The sequence below is a fragment of the Pseudomonas sp. MD195_PC81_125 genome (assembly GCF_014060985.1).
GTDB lineage: Bacteria > Pseudomonadota > Gammaproteobacteria > Pseudomonadales > Pseudomonadaceae > Aquipseudomonas > Aquipseudomonas parakoreensis.
The window spans coordinates 1-3920 of the sequence record NZ_JABULD010000560.1; the positions used below are offsets into that span (position 1 = coordinate 1).

3 protein-coding genes are annotated in these 3920 nt (G+C 61.1%); 2 read left to right on the forward strand and 1 reads right to left on the reverse strand.

The window, feature by feature from the left end:
• Positions 1 to 49: 49 nt before the first annotated feature.
• Positions 50 to 2341 carry a beta-glucosidase BglX gene (bglX, locus tag HT737_RS22410; RefSeq protein WP_182404024.1) on the reverse strand — a complete coding sequence of 764 codons (2292 nt, stop codon included), beginning with the start codon at positions 2339 to 2341 and terminating at the stop codon, positions 50 to 52.
• Positions 2342 to 2599: 258 nt separating this feature from the next.
• Here bglX and HT737_RS22415 point away from each other — a divergent pair, with 258 nt between their 5' ends.
• Both HT737_RS22415 and HT737_RS22420 read left to right on the forward strand, forming a co-directional pair.
• Positions 2600 to 3208, forward strand: a complete 609-nt coding sequence (locus tag HT737_RS22415; protein ID WP_007963199.1) for a LemA family protein — start codon at positions 2600 to 2602, stop codon at positions 3206 to 3208.
• Between the two features lie 13 nt (positions 3209 to 3221).
• Positions 3222 to 3920, forward strand: a 699-nt coding sequence (locus HT737_RS22420) for a YgcG family protein (protein WP_182404025.1), incomplete at its 3' end; no start/stop codon positions are given.

Here is a 3920-nt window from a genome sequence, read left to right on the forward strand (position 1 = left end):
CCTCCCAATGTAGGAGCTGCCGAAGGCTGCGATCTTTTGCTTTTAACGGTTACAGCAACTCAAAGCTCTGCTGCGTCACATCCTGCGAATCCAGGCCGATCTGCACGTTGAACTTGCCAGGCTCTGCCGCGTACTTGAGCTGGGCGTTGTAGAACTTCAGATCATCCTCGGTGATGGTGAAGTGCACGACTTTCTGTTCGCCGGCCTTGAGCATGACTTTCTGGAAGTTCTTCAGTTCTTTCACCGGGCGAATCATCGAGCCGGTGACGTCCTGAATGTACAGTTGCACCACGGTTTCGCCGTCACGTTTGCCGGTGTTTTTCAGGGTGACACTGGCGTCGAGCTTGCCGGTGGCGTTCAGCGTGGTTGACGACAGCGCCATGTCGCTCAGAGCGAATTGGGTGTAGCTCAAGCCGTAACCGAACGGGAACAGCGGGCCCGTGGTGTCATCGAAGTACTGCGAGGTGTAGTTGCCCGGTTTGCCCGGCGTGAACGGCCGGCCAATGCTCAGGTGGTTGTAGTAGGTCGGGATCTGGCCCACGGAGCGCGGGAAGGTCACCGGCAGTTTGCCCGACGGGTTGTAGTCGCCAAACAGCACGTCGGCGATGGCGTTGCCGCCCTCGGTGCCGCTGAACCAGGTTTCCAGAATCGCATCAGCCGACTGGTTCTCTTCGAGAATGGTCAGCGGACGGCCGTTCATCAGCACCAGTACCAGCGGTTTGCCGGTGGCTTTCAGGGCACGGATCAACTCGCGCTGGTTTTCCGGGATGTTCAGGTCGGTGCGGCTGGAGGATTCGTGGGACATGCCACGGGATTCGCCAACGGCGGCGACGATCACGTCTGCGTCCTTGGCGGCCTTCACCGCTTCGTCGATCAGCACATTGGCCGGGCGCGGGTCATCGACCACTTCCGGGGCGTCGAAGTTGAGGAAGTTCAGGTAGTCGAGGACCTTCTTGTCGCTGGTGATGTTGGCGCCACGGGCGTAGATCAGGTTGGCCTTGTCGCCGATGACATTGCTCATGCCGTCGAACAGGGTCACCGATTGCGCCGGACGACCGGCGGCAGCCCAACTGCCCATCATGTCGATCGGCGCCTTGGCCAATGGCCCGACCAGCATGACTTTCGCGTCTTTCTTCAGCGGCAGGGTGTCGTTCCGGTTCTTCAACAGCACCAGGCTGCGTCGCGCCACGTCACGCGCTTCGGCGCGGTGCAGACGGCTTTCGGCGTAGGTGTCGGCCGGATCATCCTCGGCCTTGCCGATACGCAGGTACGGGTCCTTGAACAGGCCCATGTCGTACTTGGCGGCGAGTACTTCGCGCACCGCGTTGTCGATGTCTTTCTGTTCGATCTCGCCGGACTTGAGCAGCCCCGGCAGCTCTTTGCCGTACAGGGTGTCGTTCATGCTCATGTCGATGCCGGCCTTGATCGCCAGCTTCGCCGCTTCACGACCGTCGGCGGCTACGCCGTGCTTGATCAGTTCGAAGATCGCGCCGTGGTCGCTGACGGCCAGGCCCTTGAAGCCCCAGTCCTTGCGCAGCAAGTCGTTCATCAGCCAGGTGTTGGCGGTGGCCGGGATGCCGTTGATCGAGTTCAGCGCGACCATCACGCCACCGGCGCCGGCGTCAATCGCGGCGCGGTAGGGCGGCAGGTAGTCCTGGTACATCTTCACCGGGCTCATGTCCACGGTGTTGTAGTCACGACCGCCCTCGACCGCGCCATACAGGGCGAAGTGCTTGACGCTGGCCATGATGCTGTCGGCCGCGCTCGGGGTATCGCCCTGATAGGCCTTGACCATCACTTTGGCGATGCGCGAAGTCAGATAGGTGTCTTCACCAAAGCCCTCGGAGCTGCGGCCCCAGCGCGGGTCACGGGAGATATCGACCATCGGTGCAAAGGTGATGTCGAGGCTGTCGGCTGCAGCTTCCCTGGCGGCAATACGCCCGGACTGGCCGATGGCGCCCATGTCCCAGCTCGAGGCCAGGGCCAGCGGAATCGGGAAAATCGTACGATGACCGTGGATCACGTCGTACGCAAAAAACATCGGAATCTTCAGGCGGCTGCGCATTGCCGCGTCCTGCATCGGACGGTTTTCCGGGCGGGTGATCGAGTTGAACGTACCGCCGATATTGCCGGCGGCGATCTCTTTGCGGATCAGTTCGCGGGGCATTTCCGGGCCGATGCTGATCAGGCGCAACTGGCCGATCTTTTCATCGAGGGTCATTTGCTTCATCAGGTTGCTGATGAATGCGTCCTTGTTTTCCAGAGGTACCGGGGGCGTGGCGGCCAATACTTGATGACTGGCCAGGCTGACGAACAGGCCCAGCAAACACAGCTTCTTCATGAATATTTTTCTCGAGGGCCCAAACGGCAATGCAATGCCGGCCAGCCAAAAGTTAGGGAGCGACTATTGTTGTTCGGGTGCAGGCTCAAAATGACCGAGCCAAAAACGCCCGCCGACCGTCGGCAGCGTTTGCGCAGGGCCTCTTTTTAGCCCATCGGCCCGTTGCAATCCAGTGGCGCGGCCGATTATGCCCCAACCGCCGATGCAGAAGGTTTCACGGTCGGTTTTTTATGAAATACGCCAGGGAGCATCACTTTGATGAATGTCAGTCCAACCTACCGCTCGCGTCTGCAGGTCGCCACGTTGCTGGTGCTTGCCACTTTGTTAACCGCATGTGGCATCAACAATATCCCGACCCTCGACGAACAGGCGAAAGCCGCTTGGGGCCAGGTCCAGAACCAGTACCAGCGCCGTGCCGACCTGATCCCCAACCTGGTGGAAACCGTCAGAGGCTACGCCAAGCATGAGGAAGCGACCCTGACTGCCGTGGTCGAGGCGCGGGCCAAGGCGACGTCGATCCAGGTCGATGCCAGCACCCTCGACAACCCGGAAAAACTCAAGCAGTTCCAGCAGGCCCAGGATCAGTTGAGCGGTGCCCTGAGCCGGCTGATGGTGGTGTCCGAGCGTTATCCCGACCTGAAAGCCAACCAGAACTTCCTCGCCTTGCAGTCGCAGCTCGAAGGTACGGAAAACCGGATTGCTGTGGCGCGGCGCGATTTCATTCTGGCGGTGCAGAAATACAACACCGAGATCCGCACGTTTCCCGGGCGCCTCTGGCACAGCGTGATGTACAGCGATCTGCCGATTCGCGAAACCTTCGAAGCCACCACCCCCGGCGCGGAAAAGGCCCCGGAAGTGAAGTTCTGACCCGAGGTTATTCATGCGTGTGTTGAAGATAGGCCTGGTGCTGATGCTGTGGCTGTTCGCCGTCAGCGTCCGGGCCGAGTTGACGTTCCCGGCGCTGAGCGGGCGAGTGGTGGACGAGGCGCAGATGCTCGAGCCCTCGGTGCGCGCCCAGTTGAGCCAGCAGTTGCAGGCCCATGAACAGGCGACCGGCGAGCAACTGGTGGTGGTCACGGTGCCTGATCTGCAGGGCACCACCATCGAGGATTACGGCGTGCAATTGGGCCGGCACTGGGGCATCGGCCAGAAGGACAAGAACAACGGCGCGCTGCTGATCGTCGCCCGGGACGAGCGCAAGCTGCGCATCGAAGTCGGTTACGGGCTGGAAGATCGACTGACCGATGCACAGAGTTCGGTGATCATTCATCAAGTGATCACTCCCGCGTTCAAGGCCGGCAATTTCAGCAAGGGCATCAGCGACGGCGTCGCGGCGATGCTGGTGGTGCTCGGCGGCAATCCGCTGGACGAGCCGTCGACGGTGTACGAGTCGAGCGGTGATCCGCAAAACGATTTCGTCTCGCGGCATCCGTTGTTGTTCGTTTTTCTGGTGGTGTTGTTCATCCTGACGGTGTTTGTCTGCCAGATGCTCGGTATCCTTCCCGCCGGCCGTGGCGGCTCCGGTGGCGGCGGTTTCGGTGGGGGTGGATTTGGCGGCGGCGGTGGCGGCGGGGGCTTC